The organism is Rhizobium sp. Pop5 (genome assembly GCF_024721175.1).
GTDB lineage: Bacteria > Pseudomonadota > Alphaproteobacteria > Rhizobiales > Rhizobiaceae > Rhizobium.
Map to the genome: position 1 here is coordinate 165779 of NZ_CP099399.1, position 13718 is coordinate 179496.

Here is a 13718-nt window from a genome sequence, read left to right on the forward strand (position 1 = left end):
AATATCTTCCTATTGGCTGGCCCAGATGATGCGGGCGATCCAGTCGACGTCGGAAAGATCGAGGGTGCGGTTGGGATGTTCGGGATTGAGCGACATGAGTTCGATCGACCGCGGGCTCTGACGCAGCAGCACCTTGGCCATCACCTCGCCCTCGCGTGTCCGCACGACGACGCGGTCGTTGCGACGCACCTGCGCCCCCGGCTCGACGATCAGCACGTCGCCGTCGCGATAGAACGGCATCATGCTCTCGCCCTGCACTTCAAGCGCATAAACGCCAGCCTTTTGTGATGGCGCCGTCGGAAATTCCACCACGTCCCAACCCTGGCCGGCCGGAAAGCCGCCGTCATCGAAGAAGCCGCCGGCACCCGCCTGCGCAAAGCCGAGCAGGGGAATAGAGTTGCCTGGAGGCGCAAACGCGGCGTCCGGCGGTCCGGACGGGCCGCCACCCGGCCGCATGAAGGCGAGAAACTGCTCCATGCTCGCCCCCGTCGCCTCGAGCACCTTGGCGATCGATTCGGTCGAGGGCCAGCGCAGCCGTCCGTCGGCGGAAAGCCGTTTCGATTTATTGAAGGAGGTAGGGTCGAGCCCGGCGCGCCGGGCAAGACCGGACGGCGTCAGGTCGTGCCGTTCGGCAAGCCTGTCGATCGCTCCCCAGATCTGCTCGTGTGACAGCATGATGCGCCCGATCCCGTGCGGCTCATCCAATGCCGCGCTTCAAACGAGCGGAATATTAACCGACCGTGCCGCCCGAGTAAAGACGAGAAAGGAATAAAATCCTGTTTGCAGTCATGTGCTGCGCTCAGGCGACCATTGCCATATTGATCTTGCCGAGCTGGATGACTGCCTGGGTTCGGCTGTCGACATCGAGCTTCAGGAGGATGGCCGAGACATGGGCCTTGATCGTCGCCTCGGAGACGCCGAGTTCGTAAGCAATCTGCTTGTTCAGCAGGCCTTCGGCAAGCATGGTCAATACCCGACTCTGCTGCGGCGTCAGCGTATGCAGACGGTGGATCAGGTCGGCGACATCGGGATCCTGTTCCTGCCCGTCGCGATAGCTCTCCGGCGTGGCGATATCGCCGGCAAGCACCGTCTGGATGCCGCGGCGAATGTCTTCGATACCGGAGGATTTGGAAATGAAGCCGGAAGCGCCGAGCTCCAGCGCCCGGCGGATCGTCGTCGCATCGTCGCTTGCCGAGACGATGACGATTGGCAGGCTGGCGAATTCGGCGCGCAAGGCCATCAGACCGGAAAAGCCGCTGACCCCGGGCATGGCGAGATCGAGCAGCATCAGATCGGCATCCGGATGGGCGCCTGCTGCTTTACGCGCGGCAGCGAAATCGCCGGCCTCGACGATCGCCTGCCGGCCTTCCATGCCGATCACCGCCTGGCGCAACGCATCCCGGAAAAGCGGATGGTCGTCCGCGATGATGATGGTCTGTTCCTGCATCGAAAACTCCCTCCCAAGAGTCCGATCATGCCTGCATGCGTCGCCATCCCTCCGCGTCGCATGAACACTTGCTGAAATGACTATATCAGATCATGTCTTCTGCGGAAGGGGATTGGTCTTTTCCTCGGACTGGAACTCCTTCACCATCCCCATGAAACTCTTCATCATCCGCTCCATGATGCTGATCGAGCGGTCGATCTCGGCATCGCTCGGCAGCGCGCGCTGAACGAGCCCGCCTTGTTCCAGCTTCGTCACCCGCTGGGAAAGCCGGTCGAGTTCATCCTCGTAGGCTGCCCGTTCGTCGGCTGCCATCCGGCAGACCAGCGCGCCGTCCTTGTCCTGGCAGATCGACATCGCCCCGGTCTGCCGGTCGAGCCGGACGAAATGGTCGCCGCTCCTTTCGAGCTGGAAGCGGCTGGCATCGGGTTCGGCGGCCGCAGCCGCAAGCGCCAGGAAAACAGCGCCAAACGTGAGAACCAAAACCTTCATCGTCTCATCCTCCGGATTTTTCCCGTGGCCGTCCCCTTTTACGCGCCGGGGCGTGGACATCGCCGTCTCTTTCCGGCAAAGCGCTCATGATCGAGGACCAGCATATCGTGAGGCCATGATGACCGTGACACCGACCCTTTACAAGATCGTGACGGAAGCGCTCTGGCAGGAAGCCAGACAAACCGGCATTTTTCATGGCGCCGGCATCGATCTCAAGGACGGTTTCATCCATTTATCGACGGCAGCCCAGGTCAGGCAGACCGCCGCGCTGCATTTTGCCGGCCAGTTGGGCCTGGTGCTCATTGCCGTCGATGGCAGCGGCCTCGGCGACAAATTGATTTTCGAGCCTTCGCGCGGCGGCGATCTCTTCCCACATCTCTATGCCAAGTTGCCGCTCTCGGCCGTATTGTGGGAGGCGCCACTGCCGCTTGATCAGGACGGCGCGCACGTTTTCCCGGAGCTGCAGCCATGATCGATCCCTTCAAGCGTTTCGCCCGCCAGGGTCTTTTCCTGTTCGATCCGGAAACCGCGCACGGCATGTCGATTGCCGCGCTGAAATCCGGCCTCGTGCCGGCCTGCCGGATCGCTCCCGATCCGCGCCTGCGCCAGACCGTCGCCGGCCTCGTCTTCGAAAATCCGATCGGTATGGCCGCGGGCTATGACAAGAATGCCGAGGTACCGGAGGCGCTACTGAAGCTCGGTTTCGGCTTTACCGAGATCGGCACGGTGACGCCGAAGCCGCAATCCGGCAATCCGCGTCCGCGTATCTTCCGCCTGGTGGAGGATGAAGGCGTCATCAACCGCCTCGGCTTCAACAATGACGGCCATGACGCCGCCTTCACGCGCTTGGCAGCGCTAAGGAGCCATGGCATGGTTGGCGTCAATATCGGCGCCAACAAGGATAGCGAGGATCGCATCGCCGATTATGTCGCCGGTATCCGCCGCTTCTATTCCGTCGCGCGTTATTTCACCGCCAACATTTCCTCGCCGAACACGCCTGGCCTGCGCGACCTCCAGGCGCGCGAAAGCCTCGCGGCGCTGCTCTCTGCCGTGCTGGCGGCGCGCGATGAAGAGGCTGCGAAATCCGGACGGAAGATCCCGGTCTTTCTGAAGATCGCCCCCGATCTGACGGAAGAGGGCATGGATGACATCGCGGCGGAAGCGCTTTCGCATGCGCTGGATGGACTGATCGTCTCCAACACCACGCTCTCCCGCGACGGTCTCAAGGATCAGCGCCAGGCGAAGGAGGCGGGCGGCCTCTCCGGCGTGCCGCTGTTCGAAAAGTCGACTTCTGTGCTTGCCAGGATGCGCAAGCGCGTCGGCCCTGACCTGCCGATCATCGGCGTCGGCGGTGTCTCCTCGGCCGAAACCGCACTCGAAAAGATCAGGGCGGGGGCCGATCTTGTCCAGCTCTATTCCTGCATGGTCTATGAGGGGCCGGGCCTGCCCGGCGATATAGTGCGCGGTCTCTCGGCGCTGCTCGACCGTGAAAAGGCCGGCTCGATCCGTGATTTGCGCGACAGCAGGCTGGACTACTGGGCGGCGCGGAAGGTCTGATCGGCTCGCGGCCGCACCAGCACCGCCAGGAAGAAGCCGCGGAAGAGCAGGAAGGCATTCATCGCCAGCCACAGGCCGTGATTGCCGAAGAGCGGCACGAAGACGGCGAGCATCAGGAGGTAGCCGGCAAAGGACATCAGCATCCGGTTGCGCATGTCGACCGACCATGTCGCGCCGATGAAGACGCCGTCCATCAAAAAGGCAAGCGCTCCCGTCAGCCCCGTCACCGCTGCCCAGGGCAGGTAGATCCCGGCTGCTTCACGCACTTCGGATGAGGTCGTCAAGACCGAGATCAGCCAGGGACCGGCGAGGAAGAAGAAGGCGGAAACGATCGCCGCCAGTCCGAAGGACCAGAGGGTTGTCAGTTTCAGCCCGCGATCGAAGGCCGGCCGGTAGCGCGCGCCGATCGCACGGCCGGTGATCTGTTCGGCGGCATTGGCGAGCCCGTCAAGATAATAGCCGGAGAGCAGGAAGAAATTCATCAGCACGGCATTGGCGGCAAGGGTGATCGCGCCGAAGCTGGTGCCGATCCGCGTCATGATGGTGAAGGCGCCGATCAGCACGAAGGTGCGGATCAGGATGTCGCGGTTGAGCGCAAAAAGCTCCGCCAGGCGATGACGGGAAAATATCTCCGACCATGCCGGTCGCCCTGCCTTGAAGCCACTGAGCACGATGAAAAGCCCGGCGATCGCGCCAGCCGTTTCGCCGGCCATCGTTGCCCAGGCGACCCCGGCCACGCCCCAGCCGAGCGAGAGGCCGAGATAGATGGAAAGCAGGATGTTGATGCCGTTGATCAGTGCTTGCAGCAGGAGTCCGACGTTGCCCTGTCCGCGTCCGAGCACGAAACCGAGGATCGCGTAGTTCGCGAGCGCCGCAGGTGCCGCCAGCATGCGGATCGAGAAATAAGTGCTGGTCGCCTCGGCGATCGCCCCTTCGGCGCCCATCAGTCTCAAGCCGGCCGCCATCAAGAGCGGCGAAAGACAGAGCAGCGCCAAGCCGCAGCCGAGCGCGGAAATCAGTGCCCGCCAGAAAACGGCCTGTTGTTCATGCTGGTCCCGCCGGCCATAGGCCTGCGCCGTCAGTCCCGTCGTCGAGGCGCGCAGGAAGTTGAAACTACCCAAGATGAGATCGAAGAGCATGGCGCCGATCGCCAACCCCGCCAGCGCCTCCGGATCGCCCATATGGCCGACGACGGCGGTGCTCGTCAGCCCGAGAAGCGGCGTCGTCATGAAGCCGAGCGTCATCGGGATGGCGATCGAGAGCACCAGCCGGTGCGTGACGTCGAAGGCGAGAGAGTGACTGTTGCTGCGCGTATCCATACCGGCCTCGTCTAAAGCGCGTCGCGATCTTTCAGGTTCGCTCCCAGCACTTTAGGTTCTTGTCTTACGCATGTCGTTGCCGCAAAACCGCGGCACACTTTTGCGCGACATGCTTGGGAGGCAGAATCACTTCAGCTGGAAAGCACCATGGCCCAATAAGGCAGGTTTCTGGAAGATGCATTATGCGCGACGGCGACGCCGAGGCCGTCATAACGACCGAGCATGTTTTCCAGATGATGCGGCGAATTGATCCAGGCCGTCACCACGTCATCGACGCTCTGCTGGCCCGACGCGATGTTTTCCGCTGCCGGCAGCCGGACGCCGCTCGCCTTGACGCGCGCGCCGAAACTGTCGGTCATGCCCATGACATGGGCCATCTTGCCGGCGCTCGCCATGCGTTTCGCCTGGAAGAGAGCGGCGGTCTGCGCCGCCGGATCGATAGCAAGCGGCGGCAGCCCGTTTTTCGCCCTGAGCTGATTGACGAGCGGCAATACGCTCGCCGTCTCGTCCTCGCCGTTCGAAGGCGTGCCGGCGATCCGCGGGGTCGTGGTGCAGCCTGCGATGCCGGCGGCAAAGGCAAGTCCGGAAAGGCGCAGCAGGCCGCGCCTGGAAAGATGGATGGATGTCATGTTACCGGCGATAGCTGAAAAGACGAAGGATGACGAAGAGCGGGATGACGATCGTCGCGCCGAGGATGAGATAGTCGCCGACGCGTCCGAGTGCTGCGAAACCCCGATGCCAGATCTCCAGGATGAAGTCGCGGAACCCATAGATGATGTTCCAGGGCGTCAGGCCGAAAACGGTCATGACAAAGCCGACGATCAGCGACACCACGATAAGCTTTACCAGTGTGCGGCCGAGCGAATCGCCGAGGAACTTGTTCACCTGATCGGACATGCGCCATCTCCTGTTTGCCCCTGGAATAAGGTTGCGGCGCGGCGCCTGCAAGCCCTTTCCGGAATTGGCTGTTTCGCCTCTGAGATAGGACTTGAGTTTTTTTGTGACCGCCGCCAAATGCCAGCGAAACAATAGGTCCGTCATGCAGCCCCACCAGCTTTCCTCAGGCGACGTCATCGCCGACCGCCGCGCCGATTATGCCAGGATGCTCGAAGAGGGGGGTGAGCCGGAAGCCGCCGCCGAGCTAATGGAGCAGGCGCTCGAACTCGCACCCGCCTGGGCCGCCGGCTGGTATCGTCTCGCCACCTATCTGGAAAAGGCGGGCAGGGGCGAAGCAGCGATCGAGGCCTATCGAAGGACGCTTGCCCTCGATCCCGATGATATCTTCGGTGCGGCCCTCAAGCTCGCCCTTCTCGGCGATAGCGCTGTTCCCGATCAGCCGCCGAGCCGCTATGTCGAACGCCTTTTCGACGATTATGCCGATCGTTTCGAAACCGCACTCGTCGAAAAACTCGATTATTCCGTCCCGCGGAAGCTCGCGGCGCTTGTTGCCTCCACCGGCAGGCGCTACGAACTCGCCGTCGATCTCGGCTGCGGCACCGGTCTGCTTGGTCCTGAAATCCGCGCTGGCGTCGGCCGCCTCGAAGGCTTCGACCTCTCGCAGAACATGTTGACGAAGGCCGCCGAGAAAGATGTCTATGACAGTCTCGCCCAAGCCGATCTTTCGCTGGCGCCCGATGGTTCGGGTATCTTTGCCGACGCGGCGCGCCACCGCGCCGATCTCGTGACGGCAGCCGATGTCCTGATGTATCTCGGCAATCTCGAGAGCGTCTTTGCCATCGTCGGAGAACTCGCCGCCGCTGGCGCCGACATCGCCTTTTCGGTCGAGGATGCGGGGGAAGGCGAAAGCTTCCATCTCGCCCCGTCGCTGCGTTATGCCCATTCGGAGACTTATGTCAGGCTGCTGCTCGCCCGTCACGGCCTCGAAATCCTCAAGCTCGTCAAGACGTTCATTCGCAAAGATGGCGGGAACTCGGTTTCCGGCATTCTGTTCCTTGCGCGCAAACCGGTATGAACGAATATTTCTTGCGATTTTTGAATAGGTCAGTAACGCTTACCTATTTCGCTTGATCGAAACCGGAAAAGCTTGATATTGCACGGCTATCCGCAGGGAGCGTAGCGATAAAACGCCGGGCGCTCCGGCTCATTCCATAGTGAAAAAAATCCGCAACGTCCGGGCCTTCTCCGGGCGGTCCTGAACTTGTCCGCCTTGGAGACCGACGACATGACACAGCTCATCAATGCCCTTGGCGTCTGGAACACGAGCGCGACGCGCCACACTCCCATCGAGGATGTGCAGGGCATCTTCTCCGGCAGCCTTGTCGCGGCGCTCGGCCTCTACGTGCTTGCCAGCGCCGGCCTTCTCACAGGCAGCACGGCCGGCGTGGCCTTCCTCCTGCATTATGCCTTCGGCATCAATTTCGGCCTCGCCTTCTTCCTGCTCAACCTGCCGTTCTTCTATCTCTCGTGGAAGCGTCTCGGCATGGCCTTCACGATCAAGACCTTCATCGCCATCGGCCTGACGTCGGTGCTTGCCGATGTGCAGTCGCGCTTCTTTTCGATTTCGAGCATTCATCCGGCCTGGGCGGCCCTCCTCGGCGGCCTGCTGCTCGGCTTCGGCCTGCTGGCGCTCTATCGCCACCGCGCCAGCCTCGGCGGCGTCGGCATTCTTGGCATCTATCTGCAGGAGCGCTTCGGCATCCGCGCCGGCCTCGTCCAGCTCGCCATCGACATGTGCGTGCTCGCCGCCGCCTTCTTCGTCACCACCCCGCCCGTCGTATTCTATTCGGTGCTCGGCGCTATCGTGCTCAATCTCTTCGTCGCGATCAATCACCGGGCTGATCGCTACATCGCACTGTAACCTTACAAATCCGTAACCCATTCTAAACAAAACGTAACTTGCCTCTGATCCACCCCGGCGCGACACTTCTTCTCGCGCCGGATTTGATGAGGTGAGCCATGTCAGATTTGGAAAAACTTGTAAGACGCCGCATGCAGGAAGAATACGCCAAGGGTGCTTCCGCAGAGGAAATTGCGAAAGTCGTTCGAGACCTCCTCAACGGCGTCGATCTCTCCGGCAATAGGTTTGACGCCATTGCCATGCGAGCCACTACGGACAATGAGTGACCGATTATTCAACCGACCCGAGATTTTCGGGTCGGTCGCCGGGATGGTTTCCCCGTAAGCGGATATATCACGCGGCCTTCGTTACCTTATCGATAGGATGCTGCGAGCGGAAGCCGACGGCAAGCCGGTTCCAGATATTGATCGCGCCGATCGCCACCGTAATCTCAGTCATCTCCTTCTCGGAGAAATGCGCCTTCAGCGCCTCGTAGTCGGCATCCGGTGCGCCTGTCTTAGCGATGTTCGTTACCGCATCGACCCAACCGAGCAGTGCGCGTTCGCGGGCGTCATAAACCGGCGATTCCCGCCAGACGCACATCAGGTTGATCCATTGTTCGCTGAGGCCATCGTGGCGGGCTTCCTTCACATGCATGTCGACGCAATAGGCGCAGCCGTTGATCTGCGAAGCGCGCAGCTTGATCAGGTGGATGAAGCGGCGCTCCAGACCAGAGGACTGGACATATTGCTCGAGTGCGGCGATGGCCTTGTAGGCATCGGGGGCGGCTTTCGCGAAGTTGAAACGTGGTTGCATTGTCTTTCTCCTTGGTTGGGGCTCAGCGAGCCGTCTTGCGTTCGTGGATTTCAAGGAAAGCGCAGCCCCGGGCTGCGATCGATCCGTCGTCGAGGGCATGCAGTTCGATGCCGAGATCGGCAATGCTGGTCTTGGCAAGTTCCGCCCGGTAAACCCGTTCAGCTCGGAGCATCGCCGCGCTGATGTTGCAGGGCTTGGCGAAGAAACGATCGGAGACCGGGTTTGGTCCGCGCTGGCGGATTTCGGCACAGCGAAAGGCCGGCGCCGGTCCTTCGACCGCAAGCAGGATGTCGAGCAGCGAAATCTCCGCCGGCGTCTTCGCCAGCCGATAGCCGCCCTTCGGCCCGGGTACGGTATCGAGGATGCCGGCGCCCGAGAGCGCCTGCAGATGTTTGAGCAGGTAGCTCGTCGAAACGCCATGGAATTCCGCCAGTGCCGCCGCCGAAAGCACGCCGCCTTCGGAAAGGCCGGACAGCATTGCGACGCTGTGAATGGCCTGCTCGACCCCATCGCTCATTTTCATACGCACGGCCTCCTAATTCGTGGATAAAAAATATCCACGATTAAGGCGACTGTCAAGAGGCGCCTTGCTGCTTGCCTTTATCCCCGCGCGGGATAGAAGACGGAAAAAGCCGACAGGGGAACATCATGGCATCCAACGCCTTCGCAGGCCTTCTGAATTCCAGCGCCGATCGCCATTCGCCGTTCGACGATGCGCAGGGCATCGTCGCCGGCAGCATGCTCGCCGTGCTTGGCGTCTCGCTTCTGTCGGGCGCGGGGCTGCTTGCCGGCGGCACGGCCGGTCTTGCCTTTCTCGCCCATTATGCGACGGGCTTCAGCTTCGGCCTCTGCTTCTTTGCCGTGAACCTGCCCTTTTATTATCTTGCCTTTCGCCGATTGGGGCCGGCCTTCACCATCAAGACGTTCGCCGCCATCGCGCTGACCTCGATCCTGTCCGAATTCGTGCCGGGCTTTATCGGCATCACTCATGTCAACCCTATCGCCGGGGCGCTGTTCGGCGGCCTCGTCATCGGCGCCGGCATGCTGGCGCTCTTCCGCCATCGCGCCAGCCTCGGCGGCATCGGCATTCTCGCCCTCTATATCCAGGATCGTCTCGGCTGGCGCGCCGGCCTCGTTCAGCTCGGCTTCGACCTTGTCATCTTGGCGCTCTCCTTCTTCGTCGCCAGCCCCTTCATCATCGCCTGCTCCGTGCTCGGCGCGGTCGTGCTCAACCTCGCGATTGCCATCAATCACCGCAAGGACCGCTATATCGCCGTGTGAGGCGATGGCCGCTCTTCTTTTTCCCTGGGCTTTCGCTACCTTCAGCATGTGGACCAGATCGATTCCGAAGCCCGCGCCCTGCTGCCTGCCGCCTTTACCCGCTGGTTTGCGGAAAAGGGCTGGCGTCCGCGCGCCCATCAGCTGGAACTGCTTTCCCGCGCCGAGGCGGGTGAAAGCACGCTGCTGATCGCGCCGACCGGCGCCGGCAAGACGCTCGCCGGTTTCCTGCCGTCGCTCACCGATCTCACTCGCCGCGGCCGAATCCCGCCTGGCTCCGCCTTCATCGGTATCCACACGCTCTATGTGTCGCCGCTGAAGGCGCTGGCGATCGATATCGAGCGCAACCTTATGAAGCCGGTCGAGGAGATGGACCTGCCCGTTACGGTCGAGAACCGAACCGGTGATACGCCGAACGCCGAGCGACAGCGCCAGAAGCTCAATCCGCCGGATATTCTGCTGACGACGCCCGAGCAGGTCGCTCTGCTTCTGGCGAACCGGGAGGCCGAGCGCTTCTTCAAGGACCTGAAATATGTCGTCCTCGACGAACTGCATTCACTCGTCACCTCCAAGCGCGGCCATATGCTGTCGCTCGGCCTTGCCCGCCTGCGCCGCCTTGCCCCTGAACTGAAGACCATCGGCCTATCGGCGACAGTGGCGGAGCCGATGGACCTGCAGAAATGGCTGGTTGCCCAGGAAGACGGCAGGGAGCATCATGCCGGCCTCGTTGTCGTCGAAGGCGGCGCCAAGCCTGACATCTCCATCTTGTCGACCGAGGAGCACATTCCCTGGGCGGGCCACTCCGCCAAATATGCCATTCCCGATGTCTACACCAAGCTCCTCGAGCACAAGACGACGCTGCTTTTCGTCAATACCCGCAGCCAGGCGGAAATGCTCTTCCAGGAACTCTGGACGATCAATGACGATAATCTGCCGATCGCCCTCCACCACGGCTCGCTCGATGTTGCCCAGCGCCGCAAGGTTGAGGCGGCGATGGCCGAAAACCGGCTGCGCGCCGTCGTCGCCACCTCCACGCTCGATCTTGGCATCGACTGGGGCGATGTCGATCTCGTCATCCATGTCGGCGCGCCGAAGGGCGCCTCGCGCCTTGCCCAGCGCATCGGCCGCGCCAATCACCGCATGGACGAGCCCTCGAAGGCGATCCTCGTGCCCGCCAACCGTTTCGAAGTCATGGAGTGCCAGGCTGCGCTCGACGCCAATTACATCGGCGCGCAGGATACCCCGCCCGTCGGGCGTGGCGCGCTCGACGTGCTTGCCCAGCACGTGCTCGGCATGGCCTGCGCCGAACCTTTCGACATGCTGGAGCTCTACGACGAAGTCACCAGCGCCTCGCCCTATGCCGATCTCACCTGGGAGATCTTCGAGCGTGTCGTCGATTTCGTGGCGACCGGCGGCTATGCGCTCAGGACCTACGAGCGCTACGCCCGCATCCGCAAGACGAAGGAGGGGCGCTGGCGCGTTTCCCACCCGGCGGTCGCTCAGCAATATCGCCTCAACCTCGGCACCATTGTCGAAAGCCCGATGCTGAACATCCGCATGGTCAAGCGCGGCGAGGGCGGCCGGATCGGCCGCGGCGGCGCCACTCTGGGGAAGGTTGAGGAATATTTTCTCGAGCAACTGTCGCAGGGAGACACCTTCATCTTCTCCGGCAAGGTGCTGCGCTTCGAGGGCATCCGCGAAAACGAATGTCTGGCCTCGCAGGCCTTTTCCCTCGATCCGAAGATTCCGTCCTATGCTGGTGGCAAGTTTCCGCTGTCGACCTATCTCGCCGAGCAGGTGCGGGCGATGATCGCCGATCCCGATCGCTGGCGCCATCTGCCCGATCAGGTGCGCGACTGGCTGTCGCTGCAGAAAGACAAGTCGATGCTGCCGAAGCGCGACGAATTCCTGATCGAAACCTTCCCGCGCGGTAGCCGCGGCTATATGGTCGCCTATCCCTTCGAGGGCCGCCTCGCCCACCAGACGCTCGGAATGCTACTCACCCGCCGGCTGGAGCGGGCGGGCGCCAAACCGCTCGGTTTCGTCGCCACCGATTACTCCCTTGCCGTCTGGGGCCTCGAGGATATGGGGCTGATGATCGGCAACGGCCGTCTCAGCCTCTCCGACCTCTTCGACGAGGATATGCTCGGCGACGATCTCGAGGCCTGGCTCGACGAATCCTTCCTGCTGAAGCGCACCTTCCGCAATTGCGCAGTGATTGCAGGCTTGATCGAGCGCCGCCATCCGGGCAAGGAAAAGAGCGGCCGCCAGATCACCGTCTCCGCCGATCTGATCTACGACGTGCTGCGCAGCCACGAGCCGGATCACATCCTGCTGCAGGCGACGCGGCAGGATGCAGCCACCGGGCTTTTGGATATTCGCCGTCTTGGCGATATGCTGATGCGAATCAAGGGCCACATCACGCACCGCGCCCTCGACCATATTTCTCCGCTCGCCGTGCCGGTGATGCTGGAAATCGGACGGGAAGCGGTGCCCGGCGAGGCCCATGATGCGCTGCTCGCCGAGGCGGCGGACGATCTGATCGCCGAAGCCTTGGCTTGACGAATTTGGAAACGACGACAGTGATGAACCGCCTGGCGCTCGCGCGCGACATTTCAGCATTGGCCGCGATACCGGGCATCGAGACATCGGTGAACGGCATTGCCGCCGTCTGCGATCCGCTCGGCGCTCTCTATCTTCCGGATGCCGGCCTGCTCGTGGTCTCCGACCTGCATCTGGAAAAGGGGGCAGCCTTCGCCCGTCGTGGCATGATGCTGCCGCCTTACGATACGCTGGCGACTCTGACGGTGCTCTCCGCCGTCATCTCGCGTTATGATCCGAAGCTCGTCATTTCGCTCGGCGATAATTTCCACGATCGTATCGGTTCGGAGCATCTGCCCGAAAATTTCCGCGCTCTGATCGTCGCGATGGCGCGCGGCCGGGAATGGATCTGGATCAATGGCAACCACGATCCTGACGGCATCGTCGATCTGCCGGGCGTGTCCGTCGATGAGATGCATTATGCCGGCCTGACGTTTCGCCACGAGCCGAGGGATGGCCTGCAGAAAGGCGAAATCGCTGGCCACCTGCATCCGTCGGCGACCGTTCGCCGGCGCGAAAGATCCGTCCGACGCCCCTGTTTCGCCACCGACGGCGCTCGCCTCCTCATGCCTGCCTTCGGCGTGATGAGCGGCGGCCTGGATCTCGGCCATCAGGCGATGAAGGGCCTGTTCGACAAAGCCTCGCTGGTGGCGCATCTGTTGGGTCGAGACCGGATTTATTCGGTCCGGTATGGGAATTTGCGAGGATAGCGCCCCGCTATTTCAAGGACAGCATGGCGCGCCCTTGAATACGCTCAATCACACCCCTGCAATTGCTGCTGATATGTGCCTGCCATCCTCGCAAAGCGCTGCGCGGTCTGCTGCAATTGCCCGTTCGAACGCCAGTCGCCGCGCTTATATCCGGTCGGCCCGGAATAATAGGCGAGATAGAGATTATAGGCGTCGTTCAACGGAATGCCGGTGTCCGCACTGTTCTGATAGTGATACCAGCCGATGAAATCGATCGCGTCGGCGAAGTTCGTGCGGCGCGCCGCCCAGTTCCCCGTTTGCGACTGATAATGATCCCATGTGCCGTCGAGCGCCTGTGAATAGCCGTAGGCCGTCGAAGGCCGGGTCCAGGGAATGAAGCCGAACAGCCTGGTGCGCGGCGGCCGCGCATAGGGCTGGAAGCCGGATTCGGTGTACATCGTCGCCATCAGGATCGGCACGGGCACGCCGTATTTCTTCTGCGTCCGCTCGGCAGCACTCTGCCAGCTGGAGAAAAGCCCCTCGCGCTGATCGAAAACGGCGCAAATGTTCCTCGTCTGCTTCGGCGCCGTCGCACAGCCCGCAAGCAGCGTGAGACCCACGGCCGTCAAAACGATACGAGTACGCATAACAAAACCTCTCGTTTCCGAGAGATTACTAACTCGTAAATGTTAAAAACCGGTTTTTAGTCGAATTCGAATTTTTCT

At 62.0% G+C, this 13718-nt stretch carries 17 protein-coding genes; 8 read left to right on the forward strand and 9 right to left on the reverse strand.

Annotated elements, in window-relative coordinates; genetic code table 11:
• Positions 1-9: 9 nt before the first annotated feature.
• From NE852_RS02990 to NE852_RS03000, 3 genes are all read right to left on the reverse strand, one after another.
• Complete coding sequence (locus NE852_RS02990; protein ID WP_008524221.1) at positions 10-675, reverse strand: helix-turn-helix transcriptional regulator; 666 nt, start codon at positions 673-675, stop codon at positions 10-12.
• A gap of 124 nt (positions 676-799) precedes the next feature.
• A complete protein-coding gene (locus NE852_RS02995) occupies positions 800-1447 on the reverse strand; it encodes a response regulator transcription factor (RefSeq protein WP_008524220.1) in 648 nt (215 codons plus the stop codon).
• A gap of 90 nt (positions 1448-1537) precedes the next feature.
• Positions 1538-1936, reverse strand: a complete 399-nt coding sequence (locus tag NE852_RS03000; RefSeq protein WP_008524219.1) for a hypothetical protein — start codon at positions 1934-1936, stop codon at positions 1538-1540.
• 118 nt (positions 1937-2054) lie between these two features.
• Here NE852_RS03000 and NE852_RS03005 point away from each other — a divergent pair, with 118 nt between their 5' ends.
• Both NE852_RS03005 and NE852_RS03010 read left to right on the forward strand, forming a co-directional pair.
• Positions 2055-2408, forward strand: coding sequence for a DUF952 domain-containing protein (locus NE852_RS03005; RefSeq protein WP_037170853.1), 354 nt, complete (start codon positions 2055-2057; stop codon positions 2406-2408).
• Positions 2405-3493 (forward strand): quinone-dependent dihydroorotate dehydrogenase, encoded by a 1089-nt coding sequence (locus NE852_RS03010; protein WP_008524217.1) that lies wholly within the window; start codon positions 2405-2407, stop codon positions 3491-3493. The genes NE852_RS03005 and NE852_RS03010 overlap by 4 nt, the downstream gene beginning before the upstream one ends.
• On the opposite strand, the gene NE852_RS03015 is transcribed toward NE852_RS03010, so the two are convergent.
• The 3 genes from NE852_RS03015 to NE852_RS03025 all read right to left on the reverse strand — a co-directional run bounded on the left by NE852_RS03015 (position 3469) and on the right by NE852_RS03025 (position 5709).
• The gene (locus tag NE852_RS03015; protein WP_008524216.1) at positions 3469-4812 is read right to left on the reverse strand and encodes an MATE family efflux transporter; all 1344 of its coding nucleotides are present in this window, start codon (positions 4810-4812) and stop codon (positions 3469-3471) included. The genes NE852_RS03010 and NE852_RS03015 overlap by 25 nt on opposite strands.
• Before the next feature lie 131 nt (positions 4813-4943).
• Positions 4944-5441: a CAP domain-containing protein gene (locus tag NE852_RS03020; RefSeq protein WP_258156186.1), complete on the reverse strand. Its 498-nt coding sequence runs from the start codon at positions 5439-5441 to the stop codon at positions 4944-4946.
• 1 nt (position 5442) lies between these two features.
• On the reverse strand, positions 5443-5709 hold the full coding sequence (locus NE852_RS03025; protein WP_008524209.1) for a DUF6460 domain-containing protein: 267 nt from the start codon (positions 5707-5709) through the stop codon (positions 5443-5445).
• Positions 5710-5851: 142 nt separating this feature from the next.
• Here NE852_RS03025 and NE852_RS03030 point away from each other — a divergent pair, with 142 nt between their 5' ends.
• The 3 genes from NE852_RS03030 to NE852_RS03040 all read left to right on the forward strand — a co-directional run bounded on the left by NE852_RS03030 (position 5852) and on the right by NE852_RS03040 (position 7896).
• Positions 5852-6784: a class I SAM-dependent methyltransferase gene (locus NE852_RS03030; protein ID WP_008524208.1), complete on the forward strand. Its 933-nt coding sequence runs from the start codon at positions 5852-5854 to the stop codon at positions 6782-6784.
• A gap of 210 nt (positions 6785-6994) precedes the next feature.
• Positions 6995-7630, forward strand: coding sequence for a YitT family protein (locus NE852_RS03035; RefSeq protein WP_008524207.1), 636 nt, complete (start codon positions 6995-6997; stop codon positions 7628-7630).
• A gap of 98 nt (positions 7631-7728) precedes the next feature.
• The gene (locus NE852_RS03040) at positions 7729-7896 is read left to right on the forward strand and encodes a hypothetical protein (protein ID WP_164841414.1); all 168 of its coding nucleotides are present in this window, start codon (positions 7729-7731) and stop codon (positions 7894-7896) included.
• A gap of 67 nt (positions 7897-7963) precedes the next feature.
• Here NE852_RS03040 and NE852_RS03045 read toward each other — a convergent pair whose 3' ends face one another.
• Positions 7964-8425 carry a carboxymuconolactone decarboxylase family protein gene (locus tag NE852_RS03045; protein WP_008524205.1) on the reverse strand — a complete coding sequence of 154 codons (462 nt, stop codon included), beginning with the start codon at positions 8423-8425 and terminating at the stop codon, positions 7964-7966.
• Between the two features lie 22 nt (positions 8426-8447).
• Positions 8448-8948 carry an Rrf2 family transcriptional regulator gene (locus NE852_RS03050; protein WP_008524204.1) on the reverse strand — a complete coding sequence of 167 codons (501 nt, stop codon included), beginning with the start codon at positions 8946-8948 and terminating at the stop codon, positions 8448-8450.
• 125 nt (positions 8949-9073) lie between these two features.
• Here NE852_RS03050 and NE852_RS03055 point away from each other — a divergent pair, with 125 nt between their 5' ends.
• The 3 genes from NE852_RS03055 to pdeM are packed head-to-tail and all read left to right on the forward strand — an operon-like array spanning position 9074 to position 13014.
• The gene (locus NE852_RS03055) at positions 9074-9706 is read left to right on the forward strand and encodes a YitT family protein (protein WP_008524203.1); all 633 of its coding nucleotides are present in this window, start codon (positions 9074-9076) and stop codon (positions 9704-9706) included.
• Positions 9707-9754: 48 nt separating this feature from the next.
• A complete protein-coding gene (locus NE852_RS03060) occupies positions 9755-12265 on the forward strand; it encodes a ligase-associated DNA damage response DEXH box helicase (protein WP_008524202.1) in 2511 nt (836 codons plus the stop codon).
• A 23-nt stretch (positions 12266-12288) separates the two neighbouring features.
• Entirely contained in the window at positions 12289-13014 is a 726-nt protein-coding gene (gene pdeM, locus NE852_RS03065; protein ID WP_258156723.1) for a ligase-associated DNA damage response endonuclease PdeM, read from the forward strand.
• A gap of 44 nt (positions 13015-13058) precedes the next feature.
• On the opposite strand, the gene NE852_RS03070 is transcribed toward pdeM, so the two are convergent.
• Complete coding sequence (locus NE852_RS03070; RefSeq protein ID WP_008524199.1) at positions 13059-13640, reverse strand: transglycosylase SLT domain-containing protein; 582 nt, start codon at positions 13638-13640, stop codon at positions 13059-13061.
• Between the last annotated feature and the right edge of the window lie 78 nt (positions 13641-13718).

What these genes read in the sequence shown, in the direction of transcription:
- NE852_RS02990 (WP_008524221.1), bottom strand. Translation starts at nt 675, where the DNA reads ATGCTGTCACACGAGCAGATCTGGGGAGCGATCGACAGGCTTGCCGAA.
- NE852_RS02995 (WP_008524220.1), bottom strand. Translation starts at nt 1,447, where the DNA reads ATGCAGGAACAGACCATCATCATCGCGGACGACCATCCGCTTTTCCGG.
- NE852_RS03000 (WP_008524219.1), bottom strand. Translation starts at nt 1,936, where the DNA reads ATGAAGGTTTTGGTTCTCACGTTTGGCGCTGTTTTCCTGGCGCTTGCG.
- NE852_RS03005 (WP_037170853.1), top strand. Translation starts at nt 2,055, where the DNA reads ATGACCGTGACACCGACCCTTTACAAGATCGTGACGGAAGCGCTCTGG.
- NE852_RS03010 (WP_008524217.1), top strand. Translation starts at nt 2,405, where the DNA reads ATGATCGATCCCTTCAAGCGTTTCGCCCGCCAGGGTCTTTTCCTGTTC.
- NE852_RS03015 (WP_008524216.1), bottom strand. Translation starts at nt 4,812, where the DNA reads ATGGATACGCGCAGCAACAGTCACTCTCTCGCCTTCGACGTCACGCAC.
- NE852_RS03020 (WP_258156186.1), bottom strand. Translation starts at nt 5,441, where the DNA reads ATGACATCCATCCATCTTTCCAGGCGCGGCCTGCTGCGCCTTTCCGGA.
- NE852_RS03025 (WP_008524209.1), bottom strand. Translation starts at nt 5,709, where the DNA reads ATGTCCGATCAGGTGAACAAGTTCCTCGGCGATTCGCTCGGCCGCACA.
- NE852_RS03030 (WP_008524208.1), top strand. Translation starts at nt 5,852, where the DNA reads ATGCAGCCCCACCAGCTTTCCTCAGGCGACGTCATCGCCGACCGCCGC.
- NE852_RS03035 (WP_008524207.1), top strand. Translation starts at nt 6,995, where the DNA reads ATGACACAGCTCATCAATGCCCTTGGCGTCTGGAACACGAGCGCGACG.
- NE852_RS03040 (WP_164841414.1), top strand. Translation starts at nt 7,729, where the DNA reads ATGTCAGATTTGGAAAAACTTGTAAGACGCCGCATGCAGGAAGAATAC.
- NE852_RS03045 (WP_008524205.1), bottom strand. Translation starts at nt 8,425, where the DNA reads ATGCAACCACGTTTCAACTTCGCGAAAGCCGCCCCCGATGCCTACAAG.
- NE852_RS03050 (WP_008524204.1), bottom strand. Translation starts at nt 8,948, where the DNA reads ATGAAAATGAGCGATGGGGTCGAGCAGGCCATTCACAGCGTCGCAATG.
- NE852_RS03055 (WP_008524203.1), top strand. Translation starts at nt 9,074, where the DNA reads ATGGCATCCAACGCCTTCGCAGGCCTTCTGAATTCCAGCGCCGATCGC.
- pdeM (WP_258156723.1), top strand. Translation starts at nt 12,289, where the DNA reads ATGAACCGCCTGGCGCTCGCGCGCGACATTTCAGCATTGGCCGCGATA.
- NE852_RS03070 (WP_008524199.1), bottom strand. Translation starts at nt 13,640, where the DNA reads ATGCGTACTCGTATCGTTTTGACGGCCGTGGGTCTCACGCTGCTTGCG.